The sequence below is a fragment of the Streptomyces sp. NPDC002838 genome, assembly GCF_040295365.1.
In the GTDB taxonomy this organism is placed as follows: domain Bacteria; phylum Actinomycetota; class Actinomycetes; order Streptomycetales; family Streptomycetaceae; genus Streptomyces.
This window is the reverse complement of the sequence record NZ_JBEOVF010000018.1, coordinates 136,428-150,407: the sequence shown is the minus strand read 5'-3', so window position 1 is coordinate 150,407 and position 13,980 is coordinate 136,428. Positions and strand designations below refer to the sequence as shown.

16 protein-coding genes are annotated in these 13,980 nt (G+C 71.4%); 11 read left to right on the top strand and 5 right to left on the bottom strand.

The window, feature by feature from the left end; all coding sequences use genetic code 11:
* The first annotated feature begins 40 nt into the window (after positions 1–40).
* Together ABT063_RS23535 and ABT063_RS23530 are read left to right on the top strand one after the other, a co-directional pair.
* Positions 41–1,384, top strand: coding sequence for a M1 family metallopeptidase (locus ABT063_RS23535; protein WP_351059563.1), 1,344 nt, complete (start codon positions 41–43; stop codon positions 1,382–1,384).
* A 12-nt stretch (positions 1,385–1,396) separates the two neighbouring features.
* Entirely contained in the window at positions 1,397–1,774 is a 378-nt protein-coding gene (locus ABT063_RS23530; RefSeq protein ID WP_351059560.1) for a YchJ family protein, read from the top strand.
* Positions 1,775–1,778: 4 nt separating this feature from the next.
* Here the strand turns inward: ABT063_RS23530 and ABT063_RS23525 are convergent, their stop codons facing one another.
* Positions 1,779–2,480: a FadR/GntR family transcriptional regulator gene (locus ABT063_RS23525; protein WP_351059557.1), complete on the bottom strand. Its 702-nt coding sequence runs from the start codon at positions 2,478–2,480 to the stop codon at positions 1,779–1,781.
* 142 nt (positions 2,481–2,622) lie between these two features.
* Between ABT063_RS23525 and ABT063_RS23520 the strand changes: the two genes are divergently transcribed.
* The 4 genes from ABT063_RS23520 to ABT063_RS23505 are packed head-to-tail and all read left to right on the top strand — an operon-like array spanning position 2,623 to position 6,407.
* A complete protein-coding gene (locus ABT063_RS23520) occupies positions 2,623–3,156 on the top strand; it encodes a gluconokinase (RefSeq protein WP_351059554.1) in 534 nt (177 codons plus the stop codon).
* A gap of 41 nt (positions 3,157–3,197) precedes the next feature.
* A complete protein-coding gene (locus ABT063_RS23515; RefSeq protein ID WP_351059551.1) occupies positions 3,198–4,595 on the top strand; it encodes a GntP family permease in 1,398 nt (465 codons plus the stop codon).
* A 10-nt stretch (positions 4,596–4,605) separates the two neighbouring features.
* Entirely contained in the window at positions 4,606–5,364 is a 759-nt protein-coding gene (locus ABT063_RS23510) for a glucose 1-dehydrogenase (protein WP_351059548.1), read from the top strand.
* A 17-nt stretch (positions 5,365–5,381) separates the two neighbouring features.
* The gene (locus ABT063_RS23505; RefSeq protein WP_351059545.1) at positions 5,382–6,407 is read left to right on the top strand and encodes an L-idonate 5-dehydrogenase; all 1,026 of its coding nucleotides are present in this window, start codon (positions 5,382–5,384) and stop codon (positions 6,405–6,407) included.
* 294 nt (positions 6,408–6,701) lie between these two features.
* On the opposite strand, the gene ABT063_RS23500 is transcribed toward ABT063_RS23505, so the two are convergent.
* From ABT063_RS23500 to ABT063_RS23485, 4 genes are all read right to left on the bottom strand, one after another.
* Positions 6,702–7,325, bottom strand: a complete 624-nt coding sequence (locus tag ABT063_RS23500; protein ID WP_351059542.1) for a cytochrome b/b6 domain-containing protein — start codon at positions 7,323–7,325, stop codon at positions 6,702–6,704.
* On the bottom strand, positions 7,309–8,034 hold the full coding sequence (locus tag ABT063_RS23495; protein WP_351059539.1) for a molybdopterin-dependent oxidoreductase: 726 nt from the start codon (positions 8,032–8,034) through the stop codon (positions 7,309–7,311). Before ABT063_RS23495 ends, ABT063_RS23500 begins: the two co-directional genes overlap by 17 nt.
* 93 nt (positions 8,035–8,127) lie before the next feature.
* Entirely contained in the window at positions 8,128–9,669 is a 1,542-nt protein-coding gene (locus ABT063_RS23490; RefSeq protein WP_351059536.1) for an APC family permease, read from the bottom strand.
* Between the two features lie 66 nt (positions 9,670–9,735).
* The gene (locus ABT063_RS23485; protein WP_351059533.1) at positions 9,736–10,686 is read right to left on the bottom strand and encodes a hypothetical protein; all 951 of its coding nucleotides are present in this window, start codon (positions 10,684–10,686) and stop codon (positions 9,736–9,738) included.
* A 346-nt stretch (positions 10,687–11,032) separates the two neighbouring features.
* On the opposite strand from ABT063_RS23485, the gene ABT063_RS23480 reads away from it, so the two are divergent.
* The 5 genes from ABT063_RS23480 (at position 11,033) to ABT063_RS23460 (ending at position 13,807) form a co-directional block, all read left to right on the top strand.
* Positions 11,033–11,926: a DMT family transporter gene (locus ABT063_RS23480; protein ID WP_351059530.1), complete on the top strand. Its 894-nt coding sequence runs from the start codon at positions 11,033–11,035 to the stop codon at positions 11,924–11,926.
* Between the two features lie 23 nt (positions 11,927–11,949).
* Positions 11,950–12,459, top strand: a complete 510-nt coding sequence (locus tag ABT063_RS23475; RefSeq protein WP_351059527.1) for an NUDIX hydrolase — start codon at positions 11,950–11,952, stop codon at positions 12,457–12,459.
* 124 nt (positions 12,460–12,583) lie between these two features.
* The gene (locus ABT063_RS23470) at positions 12,584–12,976 is read left to right on the top strand and encodes a YidH family protein (protein ID WP_351059524.1); all 393 of its coding nucleotides are present in this window, start codon (positions 12,584–12,586) and stop codon (positions 12,974–12,976) included.
* Entirely contained in the window at positions 12,973–13,305 is a 333-nt protein-coding gene (locus ABT063_RS23465; RefSeq protein ID WP_351059521.1) for a DUF202 domain-containing protein, read from the top strand. The genes ABT063_RS23470 and ABT063_RS23465 overlap by 4 nt, the downstream gene beginning before the upstream one ends.
* 205 nt (positions 13,306–13,510) lie before the next feature.
* Positions 13,511–13,807, top strand: coding sequence for a hypothetical protein (locus tag ABT063_RS23460; protein ID WP_351059519.1), 297 nt, complete (start codon positions 13,511–13,513; stop codon positions 13,805–13,807).
* Positions 13,808–13,980: the final 173 nt, after the last annotated feature.

The following is a 13,980-nucleotide window of genomic DNA, read 5'->3' as shown; positions in this document are numbered from 1 at the left end:
GGCACGACGTTCGAGCACAGCGCAGGGAGCAGACGCAGCAGTGGCCGTTCAGCAGGCAGTGGGTCCGGACCCGTACTTTCCGGCCAACGGCGATCCCCGTTACCGGGTGCACCGCTACGAACTCGCGCTGGACTACCGCCCGGATCCGAACCGGCTGTCGGGGACGGCCCGGATCAACGCCATCGCGGGACGGTCGCCGCTCGCCGAGTTCCAGCTCAACCTGGCCGACTTCAAGGTCGGCCGGGTGCGGGTCGACGGCCGGCAGCCGCACTACACGCACCGGGGCGGCAAGCTGCGCATCCGCCCCGCCAAGCCGATCCGGGCCGGGGCCGCGTTCACGGTGGAGGTGCACTGGTCGGGCAACCCCAAGCCGGTCGCCAGCCCCTGGGGCGGGCTCGGCTGGGAGGAGCTGGAGGACGGGGCGCTGGTGGCGAGCCAGCCGATCGGGGCGCCGTCCTGGTATCCGTGCAACGACCGGCCCGCCGACAAGGCCTCGTACCAGATCTCGATCACCACGCCGTCCGCGTACCAGGTGGTGGCGGGCGGGCGCCTGCTGACCCGTACGACGAAGGCTTCGACGACGACGTGGGTGTACGAGCAGTCGGCGCCGACGTCCAGCTATCTGGTGGGTCTGTCGATCGGCAAGTACCAGACGGTGCTGCTGGGCGACCCTGGGCTCGGCGGCGTACCGCAGCACGGGCACATTCCGGCGCACATGCTGCCGGAGTTCTCGCGGGACTTCGCGCGGCAGCCCGGGATGATGCATCTCTTCCAGCAGCTCTTCGGGCCGTACCCCTTCGACGAGTACGCCGTCGTGGTGACCGAGGAGGAGCTCGACGTCCCCGTCGAGGCCCAGGGGTTGTCGCTGTTCGGCGCCAACCATGTGGACGGGGCGCGGGGTTCGGAGCGGCTGGTGGCGCATGAGCTCGCGCACCAGTGGTTCGGCAACAGCGTGTCCATCGCGGACTGGCGGCACATCTGGCTGAACGAGGGGTTCGCCAAGTACGCCGAGTGGCTGTGGTCGGAGCGGTCGGGCGGGCGACCGGCCCATCAGCACGCCGCCGCCGCACACCGGTTGCTGTCGTCGCTTCCGCAGGATCTCCAACTGGCCGACCCCGGGCGGAAGTCGATGTTCGACGACCGGCTCTACGAGCGCGGTGGGCTGACCCTGCACGCGGTGCGGTGCGCGATGGGCGACGACGCGTTCTTCCGGATGCTGCGCGGGTGGGCGGGGCTGCACCGCGGTGGGGCGGTGAGTACGGCGACGTTCACCGCGCATGTGGCCCGGTTCGCGGCGGAGCCGCTGGACGAGCTGTTCGAGGCGTGGGTGTACGGGACGGCGCTGCCGCCGTTGCCGATGCCCGAGACCCGGGCGGCCGTCTAGCACAATGGGGCCATGACCAGTCGTTCCTGCCCGTGCGGGCTGCCTCAGGCGTACGACCAGTGCTGCGGCCGGTATCTCTCGGGTGCCGCCGCCGCACCCACCGCCGAGGCGCTCATGCGGTCGCGGTACAGCGCCTTCGTGAAGGGGAACGCTCCGTATCTTCTGCGGACCTGGCATCCGCGGACCCGGCCGGCGCGGCTCGACCTCGATCCGGGGACGCGGTGGACGGGGCTGGAGATCCTCGGGACACGGGACGGGTCGGCGTTCCACAACACCGGGACCGTCGAGTTCCGGGCCTCCTACCGGGGCGGTGCCCTGCGTGAGCGCAGCCGGTTCGAGCGGGTCGACGGGGCGTGGACGTACGTCGACGGGGACTTCCCCGAGGCCTGAGGGCCTACGGCGCGAGTATGTCCAGCTCCTGGAGCGCTCCCACCGTGATCTCCCGGGTCAGTTCCTCCGCGCGGGCCGCGTCGCCCCCGCGGACCGCCTCCGCCACCTGGACGTGAAGGGTGACGGCGGCCGGGTCGGGGTCCTCGAACATGACCTCGTGATGGGTGCGGCCGGCCAGGACCTCCGCGACGACGTCGCCGAGCCGGGCGAACATCTCGTTGCCGGAGGCGCAGAGGATGACCCGGTGGAAGGCGATGTCGTGGACGAGGTAGCCCTCCAGCTGGTGTCCGCGTGAGTGGGCCACCATGCCCAGGGCGCACTCGGTGAGTTCGGCGCACTGGTCGGCGGTGGCGTTCTTCGCGGCCAGGCCCGCGGCGACCGGTTCGATCGCGGAGCGCAGCACCGTGAGGGAGCGCAGTTGGCGCGGGCGGTCGGCGCCGGCCAGGCGCCAGCGGATGACCTGGGGGTCGTAGACGTTCCACTCGGCCGTGGGACGCACCGTCACGCCCACCCGGCGGCGGGACTCGACGAGGTGCATGGACTCCAGGACCCGGACCGCCTCGCGCATCACGGAGCGTGAGACGTCGAAACGCTGTGCCAGTTCGTCGGTGCGCAGAACGCTGCCCGGCGGGTACTCGCCCGCGGTGATCGCGGGGCCGAGGGTTTCCAGTACCCGGCCGTGCAGCCCCCGGCCCGATGTGCTCATGCACTCAGCGTACGCGGCATGTCACGGGAACAAAAAGTCAGACTTATTTGCGACTGGGGCTTGAATTCGTCGTACCTAATGGGTTTCAGTATGGCGACGTCAGATGTCGACGTCGTAGGTCGAGGAAGACAGCGAGGCAGTGATGCGTACCCCGCACGTCGTCGTGGTGATGGGCGTCTCCGGCACGGGCAAGACCACGATCGGTACTCTGCTCGCCGCCCGGCTGGGTGTCCCGTACGCCGAGGGTGACGACTTCCACCCGCCGGCCAACATCGACAAGATGTCGGCCGGCACCCCGCTCGACGACGCGGACCGGTGGCCGTGGCTCGACGCCATCGGCGCCTGGGCGCACGGGCGGGCCGGGCTCGGCGGGGTGGTCAGCTGTTCGGCGCTGAAGCGGTCGTACCGCGACCGGCTCAGGGCCGCCGCTCCCGGGATCACGTTCGTGCACCTCACGGGCGACCGGAAGCTCATCGAGGACCGAATGGCGCACCGGCAGGGTCACTTCATGCCGACGGCGCTGCTGGACTCGCAGTTCGCCACGCTCCAGCCGCTCGGGGCGGACGAGGCCGGTATCGCCGTGGACGTCTCCGGCAGCCCGGAGGAGATCACCGAGCGAGCGGTGCGGGCGCTGAACTCCCTTCCCCACGCGTCCCTTCCCGACGCACCCCGGTAACACCCCCTCCCTCCCCCATCCCCGTACTGCAAGGGACCCCCGTGACCAGACTCAGCGTTGAGATGCTGGCAGCGGACGCACCCGAGCCGATCACCTCGGCCGGCCACGCTCAGCTGGGCATCGCCGTACTGGCGGGCATCGCCGTCATCGTCCTGCTCATCACCAAGTTCAAGCTCCACGCCTTCCTGTCGCTGACCCTCGGGTCGCTGGCCCTCGGCGCGTTCGCCGGGGCACCGCTCGACAAGGCCATCACCAGCTTCACCACCGGGCTCGGCACCACGGTCGCCGGCGTGGGCGTGCTGATCGCCCTCGGTGCGATCCTCGGCAAGATGCTCGCCGACTCCGGCGGCGCCGACCAGATCGTCGACACGATCCTCGCCAGGGCGAGCGGCCGGTCGATGCCGTGGGCCATGGTGCTGATCGCCTCGGTGATCGGTCTGCCGCTGTTCTTCGAGGTCGGCGTCGTGCTGCTGATCCCGGTCGTGCTGATGGTCGCCAAGCGGGGCAACTACTCGCTCATGAAGATCGGCATCCCGGCGCTCGCCGGTCTGTCCGTGATGCACGGCCTGGTGCCGCCGCACCCCGGCCCGCTGGTCGCGATCGACGCGGTCGGCGCCAACCTGGGCGTCACGCTCGCGCTGGGCGTCCTGGTCGCCATCCCGACGGTGATCATCTCCGGTCCGCTGTTCGCGCGGTACGCGGCTCGCTGGGTGGACGTCCCGGCCCCCGACCGCATGATCCCGCAGCGTGCCTCGGAGGAACTGGAGAAGCGTCCCGGCTTCGGCGCGACCCTGGCCACGATCCTCCTGCCGGTCGTCCTGATGCTGTCCAAGGCGCTGGTCGACATCGTCATCGACGACCCCGAGAACACCGTCCAGCGCGTCTTCGACGTCATCGGTTCGCCGCTGATCGCCCTGCTCGCCGCCGTGCTGGTGGGCATCTTCACCCTCCTGCGGCCCGCCGGGTTCGCCAAGGAGCGGGTCTCGCAGCTCGTCGAGAAGGGCCTCGCGCCCATCGCGGGCATCCTCCTCATAGTCGGCGCGGGCGGCGGCTTCAAGCAGACGCTGATCGACTCAGGTGTGGGCCAGATGGTCCTGGACATATCCGAGGACTGGTCCATACCCGCCCTGCTGCTTGCCTGGCTGATCGCGGTGGCCATCCGGCTGGCGACCGGCTCGGCGACCGTGGCCACGGTCTCGGCGGCCGGTCTGGTCGCCCCGCTCGCGGCCGACATGTCGACGACCCACGCGGCCCTGCTCGTCCTGGCCATCGGCGCCGGCTCACTCTTCTTCAGCCATGTCAACGACGCCGGATTCTGGTTGGTGAAGGAGTACTTCGGCCTGAACGTCGGCCAGACCCTCAAAACCTGGTCCGTGATGGAGACGATCATCTCGGTGGTCGCCGGCGGTGTGGTCCTGCTCCTTTCGCTGATCATCTAGGAGTACGGCGATGAGTCACCCCCTGTTCGACATCAGCGGGCGTACCGCCCTGGTCACCGGCTCCAGCCGGGGCATCGGACTCGCGCTGGCCCGCGGGCTGGTGGAGGCGGGCTGCCGGGTCGTCCTCAACGGACGGGACGGCGACCGGCTCACCAAGGCCGCCGCCGAGTTGTCGGGAGACGTGCACACGGCCGCGTTCGACGTCACCGACGGGGCGTCGGTGCACGCCGGAATCGCGGACGTCGAGGAGCGGGTCGGCCCGCTCGACATCCTGGTCAACAACGCGGGCATGCAACTGCGCGCCCCGCTGCTGGAGTTCGCGGAGTCCGACTGGCACCGGATCCTGGACACCAACCTCACCAGCGCGTTCCTGGTCGGCCGGGAGGCCGCGCGCCGGATGACGGAACGCGGCCACGGCAAGATCATCAACATCTGCTCGCTGCAGAGCGAGGTGGTCCGCCCGGGCATCGCGCCCTACGCGGCCACCAAGGGCGCGCTGAAGATGCTCACCAAGGGCATGTGCGCGGACTGGGGTCCGTACGGCGTGCAGGTCAACGGTCTCGGCCCCGGCTACATCGAGACCGAGCTGACCCAAGCCCTCGTCGAGGACGAGGAGTTCAGCGCGTGGGTACGGCGCCGCACCCCGGCCGGCCGCTGGGGCCGTACGGAGGACCTGGTGGGCGGGGTGCTGTTCCTCGCCTCGCCCGCCGCGGACTTCGTCAGTGGGCAGGTGCTCTATGTCGACGGCGGCATGACGAGCGTGCTGTGACCACCAGGGAGACTGTGATGCTGGGTTGTGTGATCCACGGTCAGGGCGACCTGCGCACCGAGGAACTGCCGGCGCCTACGCCCGGCCCCGGGCAGGCGCTGGTCGCCGTCCGCTACGGCGGAGTCTGCGGGTCCGACCTGCACTACTGGCGGCACGGCGGAGTCGGCGACTTCCGGCTCCGGGAGCCGATGGTGCTGGGCCACGAGGTGGTGGGCACGGTCGTCTCGTACGGTGACGGCGCCTCGGGTCCGGTGGTCGGTACAGCCGTTGCCGTGCACCCCGCCACGCCCTGCGGGGTGTGCCCGGAGTGCGCGGACGGGCGGCGCAACGTCTGCCGGGACACCCGCTACCTCGGCAGCGCGGCGCGCTTCCCGCACGTCCAGGGCGGGTTCGCGGCCCAAGTGGTCGTCCCGACGGAGCAGTTGAGGCCGCTTCCGGCGGGTCTCGAACTGCGCCGGGCGGCGCTCGCCGAGCCGCTGTCGGTGGCGCTGCACGCGGTACGGCGGGCCGGGGACCTGCGAGGCAGGCACGTCCTGGTCACCGGCGCGGGTCCCATCGGGTGTCTCGTGGTCGCGGCGGCCAAGGCGGCCGGCGCCGACCACGTGACGGCGACGGACCTGCTCCCGGAGGCGCTGCGGTACGCCTCGGCGGCGGGCGCCGACACCGTCGTACGCGCGGATGATCCGTCCGACGCCGGATGGCCGTCCGAGGTGGATACGGCCGTGGAGGCGTCCGGGGTGGCCGCGGGCCTCGACACCTGTCTCCGGCTGGTGCGGCGCGGCGGGGTCGTCGTGCAGCTCGGGATGCTGCCGTCCGGGCAGAGCCCCTTCGCGGGGAACCTCGTCGTGAGCCGGGAGATCGAGCTGCGGGGAGCGTTCCGCTTCGACGGAGAGTTCGACGAGGCGCTCGAACTGCTCGCGGCGGAGCCGGTGTTCGACGGGCTGGTCAGCGCGGTGGTTCCGGTGGCGGAGGCGGAGGCGGCGTTCGCGCTGGCGGCGGACCGGAGCAGGTCGTGCAAGGTGCTGCTGGACTTCGAGGCCTAGGGCCCTTCTGATGGATCTCCGCAGGAGAAGGAGCGGCGTTCGGTGCGAGCGTGCGTGCCGGGCGTCGCGACGCTGCGGAGATCCATCAGAAGGGCCCTAGGGCCTGTCCGGCGGATCAGGTCGCAGGAAGGCAGCGGCGCCTCATCGACGCAGGTGAGCGGCGGCGATGGGGGTCCCCCGCGCGAGCGCGTTCGAGCGTGGGGGAGTCGGCGACCGACGACAACGCCGCAGATGGGCGTGCCAGATCCCGCGTCTGCGGCATGATCGGCCGGACAGGCCCTAGGGGCGCCACGCCTAGGGACGCCACAGGGGGTGCTCTTTTTCCGCCCACTCCCGGCTCACCGACCCGGTGCGCATGCCGCGGCGGGCCTCCGGGTCGGCGAGGGCCATGCCGATGTGGCCGGCCAGCACGATGCCGATGGTCAGCGCGAGCCAGTCGTGGACGAAGGTCGCGCTGGTCCGCCACACCAGCGGGGTGAGGTGGGTGAACCACATCACCAGGCCCGTGCCGAGCATCACCAGCGTCGCCCCGGCGATCCAGGCCGCGTAGACCTTCTGCCCGGCGTTGAACTTGCCCGCCGGGCGGGACGCGGGCCGTCTGTCGCGCCGCAGGGCGGCGCGCAGCCAGACGCGGTCGTGCGGGCCGAAGCGGTTCAGGAAGCGCAGGTCGCCACGGAACGCGCGGGAGGCGAGGCCCGCCAGGACGGGCACGGGCAGGGCGAGGCCGGCCCACTCGTGGACGCGGACCACGAGCTCGCGGCGGCCGACGAGTTCGGCGAGCTGCGGGACGTACAGGCAGGCCGCCGTCACCACGCACACGCCCATCAGCGCGGCCGTGGTGCGGTGCACCCACCGCTCGGCGCGGCTGAAGCGCGGCAGCCTCGCCGCGTCGGCCGGGGCGTCAACTCGTAGGCTCATCGTCCCGCCCGTTCGAACGGCCGACCCAGGCGTCGACGTCGTAGCCCCGTTCCTCCCAGTAGCCCGGCTTCACGTCCTCGGTGACGGTGATACCGGAGAGCCACTTGGCGGACTTGTAGAAGTACATGGGCGCCACGTAGAGGCGGACCGGGCCGCCGTGGGAGTGGCCGAGGTCCTTGTCCTGCATGCGCAGGGCGACCAGGACGTCCGCGCGGCGGGCCTGGTCGAGGGTGAGGCTCTCGGTGTACGCGCCGTCGAAGCAGGTGAAGCGCACGGCCCCGGCCTTCGCCCGCACTCCGGCGGCGTCGAGCAGCCGGGACAGCCGCACCCCTTCGAACGGCGTGTCGGGGACCCGCCAGCCGGTGACGCACTGGACGTCCTTGACCATCCGGGTCTGCGGCAGGGCGCGCAGGTCGGCCAGGGTGTAGCTGCCCGGTCGGTCGACGAGACCGTCGACGGTGAGGCGGTAGTTCTCGGCGTTCTTGTGGGGCACGGAGGACGTGACCGAGTAGTAGCGGAAGCCGCCGCCGTTCGGGAGCAGGCCCGTCAGGCCGGTGGGGTCCTTGTCGGCGGCGCTGCCGAGGAAGGCCTCCAGACCGCGTTGCAGGGTGGGGGCGGCGATCACGCCGAGCGCGCCCAGGCCGAGGGTGCCGAGGACGACGCGGCGGCCGACGGGTGTGCCGCGCTCCTCGGGCTGTTCGGAGTTCACGGGTTCATTCGAACACCCGCGGCCCGGGGCGAACCAGGGGTCGCGGGTGCTCGTCAGGGTTCCGTAATCACTTCTTACGCGGGTCCCGGTTCGTTACGACGCCTTCTCCGCGGCCTTCTCCAGCTGGAACGCCTCGTTGCCGAGCCCGATACGGGCGTGCGCCTCGGGACGGCGGGCGCGCAGAACCAGACCCTGCACCAGGCCGATCAGCAGGGCGAGCCCGATGATCCCGGGCAGCATCCAGCTCAGCGACGAGCCGGGGCCGGCGCCGACCAGGACGTCGAAGTCCTTGACGGTGTAGCCGGCGATCACGAGCAGGGCGGTGCCGGCCAGGGCGGAGGTGAGCAGCCGCCAGGCCTGGGCGGCCGCGGCGCCGCGGCGGACGAAGAACACGATGACCGACACGCAGGCCGCCGCCATCAGCACGATCACGCCGAGAGCACCGATGTTGCCGAACCAGGTGAACAGGTGCAGGACGGGCTCGGTGGGATCTCCCGCCGGCTTGTCGTCGGCGACCGCGAACACGGCCACGACGACCACGGCCACGGCGGTCTGCAGCAGTGAACCGGTGCCGGGAGCGCCGCTCGTGCTGTTGGTGCGGCCGAACGCGGCGGGCAGCAGGCCCTCGCGGCCCATGGCGAAGGCGTACCGGGCGACGACGTTGTGGAAGCTGAGCAGGGCCGCGAACATGCCGGTCACGAACAGGACGTGCAGGACGTCCGTGAAGGTGCCGCCGAGCCGGGACTCGGTGAGCGAGAACAGCAGTCCGGCGCTCTGCTTCTGTGCCTCGCCGACGACGGCCGCGGGGCCGGTGGCGACGGTGAGGGCCCAGCTGCTGAACGCGAAGAAGACGGCGACCCCGCCGACCGCGAGGAACATCACGCGGGGCACCAGGATGTGCGGGCGGCTGGTCTCCTCGGCGTACACGGGCGCCTGCTCGAAGCCGAGGAAGGCCGCGATGCAGAAGCACAGGGCGGTGCCGACGCCGGCGCCGCTGAGGGTGTCCGGGTTGAAGGCGTGCAGGGACAGGCCCTCCGCGCCGGGGTCGGCGACGGCCGCGATGTCGAAGATGACCACCAGGGCCACCTCGACGATCAGCAGGACGCCGAGCACGCGCGCGTTGACGTCGATCTTCAGCCAGCCCAGCATGCCGACGACGAGCGCGGCCACCAGGGCCGGTATCCACCAGGCGACCTCGAGGTCGGCGTAGGTGGCGAAGAGGCCGGAGACCTCGAAGCCGAAGATGCCGTAGATGCCGATCTGGAGGGCGTTGTAGGCGACGAGGGCGACGAGGGCCGCGCCGGCCCCCGCCGTACCGCCGAGGCCGCGGGAGATGTACGCGTAGAAGGCGCCCGCGTTGTGGACGTGCCGGCTCATCTCCGCGTAGCCGACGCTGAAGAGGACCAGGACCACACCGAGGAGAACGAAGAGGAGCGGCTGTCCGACGATGCCCATCACCGCGAATGTGGTGGGCATGACACCCGCGACGACCATGAGGGGGGCGGTCGCCGCGAGGACGGAGAGCAGCAGGCCGCCGGTGCCGAGGCGGCCGGCCCGCAGCGCCCGCTCCTGGCCTTTGAAGGTGCTGATGCCGTCGGCCGTTGATGTGCTCGTGCTCGAACTGCCCGTGGTCATCGGGAGACCGTCCTTCGTTCGGAGTCGGGGATGTGTCGTGGATGTGCCGGGGATGTGCCGGGGATGTCAGACCGCGCCCAGCGCGCTGTCGCGAGCGGCACGGAAGGCGGGATACGGATCGCGGTCCGGGTACGACCACGGCGCCGGTGTGGCGTGTTCACCGATGCGGTGGAACAGGGCGGCCGCTTCGGCGCCCCGGCCCTCGCAGGCCTTGGCGTGGGCGAGGAAGTTGAGATCGACCAGCCGCCGGGGGTGGCCCTCGTGCTCCCACTCCAGCCACCAGTCGAACGCGGCCTTCATCACCTGCCGGGCCCGGCGGCCGGTCCAGTGCTCGGAGGCGGCTGGATCGGGGGGCTCGTGTCCGGCGGCGGCCAGCACGCGGTAGCGCTCGGCGTGCGCGACGACCGGGAGGATCGCGAGCGGGGAGTCGGCGGGTGCCTGCTCGGCGGCCCAGGCGGCGAAATCGTAGACCTCGTGCAGGGGGTCGGGGCCGGCGTCGGGGCGGTGCTCGGCGATGCGGGCGACCATCAGGTGATGGGCGTGGTGGTGATCGGTGTACCGCGCGCGCACTTCGCCGAAGAGCCGGACGACCTCCTCCCCGGCACCGAGGGAGCGCTCCAGCATGAGCAGGCCGAGCCAGGGCGTGGGGTCGGCGGGCACGAGGGCAGCGGCGGCCTTGCAGGCCTCCCGGGCCCGGACCGGCGTCTCCTTGCCGCGCAGGGCGCGCCGGACCTGGGCGAGGGCGAGCAGGACGGCGGCGTCGGCGGAGTCGGGATCGGCGAGCAGCCAGTCGCGCGCCCAGGCGGCGCTGTAGGGCTCCAGGGCGAGGACGGTGACCCGGTGTCCTCGGCGGTCCCAGTCGTCGCCGGTGTGGGCGAGGAGCGTGCGGGCGGCCTGCCACCGCCCTTGGGACAGCGCGGCGCGCGCGGCGACGAGTTCGGCGTCGTCGAGGGCCGCGTCGAGCGATCGGCGGGCGTGCTTGCGGCCGCGCCCGAAGGGTGGCGGGGGTGGGGACACCGCGGGGACTTCCTCACGCGCTCATTTCCGGCTCGTTCACCTTTGAGGCGCTCTCGGCCCGAGCTTCCGGTCTGGACTTTTCTGTTTCGCCATTGATTGATCATGTACAGCCAACCCTCGGCCGACACGTTCCGTCAAGGCCTCTCCGGGCGTTACACGCGTCAACCTCCCTGAACGGGTGGGTATTTGCGTGGCACCGCGGGGCACGCACCCAGGACCTGTGGCGTACGCCATGGCGCACCCCACCCCGGTCCCGCACGATGGTGGCGCTTCGACGGCCTGCTCTACGTCGCGCAGGCCCCTACGCCCCCCCGTGGCCCGACCGGATGATCTCGAGGTACACAGCTTGTCGGTTCTGGTACTCGTCCTCTCCTTGAGCGCGGCCTGCTGCCTCGGCTTCGGCTTCGTACTCCAGCAGAACGCGGCCCGGCAGGCACCGCTGAGCGACTTCCTCTCGCCCCGGCTGCTCGTCGACCTCATGAAGGTGCCGCGCTGGCTCGGCGGCATCGGGCTGATGGCGGCCGGTATGGCCCTAGGCGCGATCGCGCTGGGCCAGGGCGAGGTCTCCCTGGTGGAACCCCTCCTGGCCACGAACCTGCTCTTCGCCCTCGCTCTGTCCCGCAAGCAGAGCAAGCAGCCACTGGGCCGCCAGGGCTGGGCGGGCCTCGCACTGCTCGCGGGCGGGGTGACCACGTTCCTCGTGGCGGGCGAACCCCGCGGCGGCACCGCGGTCCCCGATCCGTTCCGCCACTGGCTGATCATCGGCACCATGCTGGGCCTCGCCCTTCTCCTCACGACGCACGCGAAGCGCTCCCGCCTGAGCTCCGGCCCGGTACTGCTGGCGATCGCGGCCGGCCTGCTCTACGGCGTGCAGGACGCTCTGACCCGGGTGAGCGGCCAGCGCTTCTCCGAGGGCGGCCTCATGGAACTGCTGACCGGCTGGCAGCCGTACGGCGTGCTGGTGCTCGGCGTCACCGGCCTGATCCTCGTCCAGAGCGCGTTCGAAACCGCGCCCCTGCGCATGTCGCTGCCCGCCCTCACGGCGGCCCAGCCGCTGGCCGGTATCGCCTGTGGCGTCGGCTTCCTGGGCGACCGGCTGCGGACCGACACGGGGGCGCTGGCCTGGGAGGCGGCCGGGCTCGCGGCGATCGTGGTGGGCATCGTGCTGCTGGGCATGCACCCGGCGATGCCGAGCGGTGCGGCGCAGCCCGTGCGGGCGCGGGACCTGCAACCTCAGTGACCTGACCCTGCTTGGATGAGGTCATGAGCGCTGCTGACGAGATCCTCGACATCGTCGACGAGAACGACCAGGTCATCGGCCGATCACCGCGCGGCGAGGCGTATGCGAAGGGCCTGCGCCACCGCTGCGTCTTCATCCAGGCCGTGGACACGGAGGGCCGCCTCTTCGTTCACCGCCGCACCCCCACCAAGCTGGTCTTCCCGTCCCTCTACGACATGTTCGTCGGCGGAGTGGTCGGCGCGGGCGAGTCCTACGACGACGCGGCCCTGCGCGAGGCCGAGGAGGAACTGGGCGTGACGGGGCTACCGAGCCCGGACTACCTCTTCAAGTTCCTCTACGACGACGGAGCCGGCCGGAGCTGGTGGTCGGCGGTGTACGAGGTCCGCTGTGACCTTCCGGTACGGCCGCAGGCCGAGGAGGTGGCCTGGCACGAGTTCCTGCCGGAGGACGAGGTGGAGCGCCGCCTGAGGGACTGGGAGTGGGTGCCGGACGGGTTGGCGGCGTACGAGAGGCTCCGCGCGTATCGGGGGTAGGGGCAGGTACGCCACGTTTCCGGTCGCCCGGCGCCGATGCGGACGTCACTTGGGGCTCCGCCCCCACAGGCCGCCGCAGGCATCCCCACCCAACGGCCGGAACCCGCCCCGATAGGGTCTGGTCGTGATCGGATTCGCACGGAACGTCCGCCTGTGGTTCGCACCCCAGGCGATCCGGGACGAGGGCGGCACCCCCGACTACCGGTTCTCGCTGGCGAACGAGCGCACCTTCCTGGCCTGGCTGCGCACCGCCCTCGCCCTGATCGGCGGCGGCTTCGCCGTGGACCAGTTCCTGCCCGACCTGCGCTGGGGCTGGCGCGTCGGCCTCGCGCTCGCGCTGCTCGCGGCGGGCGTCCTGTGCTCCCTGCGCGCGGTCAACCACTGGATCCGCTGCGAACGGGCCATGCGCCGAGGCGAGGACCTGCCGGTGTCCCGGTTCCCGGCGCTGCTGAGCCTCGTCGTCGCGATCGTGGCCGTCGCGATGGTCGTTGTCGTCCTCGTCGGGTGGGAAGGGTGAGCGGGACAGCCCCCCAGGCAGCCCACGACCGGGATCCGGGACTGCAACCTGAGCGCACCCGCCTCGCCTGGCGCCGTACCACGCTGTCCAGCACCGTAGCCGCCCTGCTGGCGATGAAGACCGCGCTGCACGGCGGGCCATCGGCGGCCGCGATCATCGTCTGCGCCCTGTGCTGCGCCCTGTGGCTGGCCTTCCTCCTGATCGCCCACCACCGCATCAGCACCCTGGCGGCCACGAACACCCCACCCGCACTCACCCCCCGACAAGCGACAGCCGGCGCCCTCCTCACAGCGGCACTGGCGCTGTGCGCCGCCGCGCTCTTCTTCTGAACCCGGGGCCGGTCGCACACGACCTTGAACGAATCTTGGTGGGCCAGCCCCTCGCCCCCGCCCTACCGTCGATAGGTGATGACCCCCAAGGGTTACCCGTACGCCACGCAGATCGAAAAGCCGAAATAGACGGAATAGCCGGATAATCACTGTTCGCGTGGCAGCCTGTCCGACGTCATCACCCGCACCATCGAAGGTGAGCACCATGACCACCCTGCACCACGAACACGCCTCCCACACGCACACCCATGGCCCGGACTGCGGCCACACCCAGGTTCCGCACGGCGACCACGTCGACTACGCGCACGACGGGCACCTGCACCGCGAGCACGGCGGCCACTGGGACGAATGCGAGCCCGCCGAGCACGTCTCGCACGAGGGCCACGACCACCGGCACGGCGCGGACTGCGGGCACCCGAGCGTCCTGCACGGCGACCACGTCGACTACCTCCACGACGGCCACCGGCACGCCGAGCACGAGGGCCACTGGGACGACCACTGACCCGAGGCCACCCTCACAACCACCCCCGACACCGACCCCGCACCACGCCCGACAACAACTCCACACCGCCCCGGCCTGGCCGAGATGGCACTGCCGACAGCTCCCCGTCGCCCCACGCGGGGAGCTGTCGGCCTATCGTGGCTCCGATCACGTTCGACTCCCCCACTGGACGA